The following is an 827-nucleotide window of genomic DNA, read 5'->3' as shown; positions in this document are numbered from 1 at the left end:
GGTGACTCGGACGCGTTCCCAGCCTGCGCCAAGGCCCCGGCAACCTCGCCCCGTCGGTAGACCGAAGGCAGGACCGCGTCCTTGTCGGTGACGATCACCGGGAACATGGCACCCAGGGCAGGATCAGCGCCGTGCTCCCGCACTGCGAATCGCAGATACTCACGCAGGAAATACAATTGGCCCGCACGGCTGGACGCGGCCATTGACGCCAGTGAGCGAACATAATCGGAGACATCCATGACGGTGAGCATTTCCATCTCTTGAACCCCCGAACCGGCCAGGACCGCCAAGAATCGGCGCAGCATCGCGGTCTTGCCCCGCACGGTCGTCTCCGCCAGCCCACGCCCTGCTAGTGACGCCGCATACACCTCGTACTCCGCCGTGAAAACCTCGGGTGCCGGGATTCTCCCGGACCCTGCGCGCAACGCGAATCGGCCCGTCTCGGCCACGTCGAACAAGCAGCCCACAGCCCGGCGGTGGAAGACCTGCCACTGCCCAACGCCATCCGCGACAGCAGCCGAACAGAATTGGGCGGCCGCCTCCCGGCCTGGGTCTTCAATCTCACTCGCTGCGCAATACTCCCCGAATTGATCCCAGACTCGCTGGTACTGGGCGCATGAGCCATGAGAGTAGCCAGCCTGCACCATGAACGCGGCCGCTTGGGCCGCCAACTCGCTGACACAAGGCATCAACGATCATCCTCCTTGATTGAATACCATGATCAATCAAGGGCACCTCGGTTATGCGAAGAAGTCGACACACAGCAAGCCGCCCACCAGCCCAAACGCCAGAGACTTCACATAACCGATGACTTCACATCAGATGAA

1 protein-coding gene is annotated in these 827 nt (G+C 62.3%); it reads right to left on the bottom strand.

Features of this window, described 5'->3' with window-relative positions; genetic code table 11:
- On the bottom strand, window positions 1-323 hold a 323-nt coding region (locus tag G6034_RS19435; protein WP_176636746.1), incomplete at its 3' end, for a site-specific integrase.
- Window positions 324-827 lie beyond the last annotated feature (504 nt).

It is taken from the genome of Arthrobacter wenxiniae (genome assembly GCF_013376105.1).
GTDB classification, from domain to species: domain Bacteria; phylum Actinomycetota; class Actinomycetes; order Actinomycetales; family Micrococcaceae; genus Specibacter; species Specibacter wenxiniae.
Note: the sequence above shows the minus strand (reverse complement) of the source record. Positions and strands in the feature narration are given on the sequence as shown.